Origin of the sequence: Frankia umida, assembly GCF_023242945.1 — a bacterium.
Classification (GTDB): Bacteria; Actinomycetota; Actinomycetes; order Frankiales; family Frankiaceae; genus Frankia; species Frankia umida.
Genome location: NZ_JALKFT010000096.1, coordinates 1 through 1233 on the forward strand (window position 1 = coordinate 1; position 1233 = coordinate 1233).

Below are 1233 nucleotides of genomic sequence, written 5' to 3' on the forward strand. Positions count from 1 at the left end.
AATCCTCCCAGCTCAGGAGCACTTTCCTATTCCCGGCACCCCAACAGACGATCACCCCGGTGAAAGCCCGAGGCTAGGTAGGCGTTGATGCGTCGCAGGAGACCGAACATCTGGGACCTGTAAAAACGACCCCAGTAGTTCATCCAACCCCGCACCAGCGGGTTGATCCGCTCGGCGAGATCGGCCAGGGTGTGGTTGGTGCGTAGGTGAATCCGCCAGCGGCGGACCTGCCGGCCTTTCCCGGTCAGCCTGTCCTGGCTCATCGCCGGGGCGAACGAGGTGAACATCCTACCCGTCCGCTTGTTGACTGCCGCCCGAGGACGAAAAGTATAGCCGAGGAAATCGAACGCGACCGCCGAACAGCTCCCGCGCCGATTCGAATCCCGGCAGTACACAATCTTCGTCTTCGCCGGGTTGAGCCGAAGCCCCACCTGTTCCAAACGCCGCCCTATCGCGGCCTGCAAGATGACTGCCTGCCGCCGAGAGACGCAGTGCACCACCGCGTCATCCACATAGCGTTCGAACCGGACGTCCGGATAGTTCCGGGCCATCCACATGTCGAACGCATAGTGGAGGAAAAGGTTCGCCAGCACGGGTGAAACCGCAGACCCCTGTGGGGTTCCGCGACCTGGCGTGATCAGAGAGCCGTCCGGCTGGTGTGTAGGCGCTGCGAGCCAGCGCTTCACATACAACACGATCCACTTCTGATCGGTGTTCGCTTCCACCGTTTTGACGATCAGGTCGTGCGGGCAGCTGTCGAAGAACTTCTCGACGTCCAGGTCCAGAACCCAGTCGTCTCTCCAGCAGCGTTCCCGGCATTTCGCCACCGCGTCGATCGCCGACCGGCCGATCCGGTAACCGTCCGAGTCCACATGGAATATCTTTTCCGTGCGGACCTCCAGACGTCCCGCGACCACGGTCTGCGCGATCCTATCCACGATAGTGGGCACTCCCAGGATCCGAGTGCCCCGACCGCCGTCTTTCGGTATCGGCACCGCCCGCACCGGCCGCGGAAAGTACGATCCTGAACTCATCCTGTTCCAGATCCGGTACAGCTGGCCTTTCAGATCCTTCTCGAACTCGTCCAGAGTCACCCCGTCCACACCCGGCGCACCCTTGTTGGCTTTCACCTTCTGGTATGCCTCCCACACCTCCCACTAAGGAGAACGAAAGTAGCTGGACTCGCTACCAGTTGATGTAGGCGAGGTGGGGATCACCGAAGAATCCCATGAC

Annotated in this window: 1 protein-coding gene; it reads right to left on the reverse strand. The window is 61.3% G+C overall.

Features of this window, described 5'->3' with window-relative positions; translation table 11 throughout:
- Positions 1–26: 26 nt before the first annotated feature.
- Positions 27–1151 (reverse strand): group II intron reverse transcriptase/maturase, encoded by a 1125-nt coding sequence (ltrA, locus tag MXD59_RS25925; RefSeq protein ID WP_308301788.1) that lies wholly within the window; start codon positions 1149–1151, stop codon positions 27–29.
- Between the last annotated feature and the right edge of the window lie 82 nt (positions 1152–1233).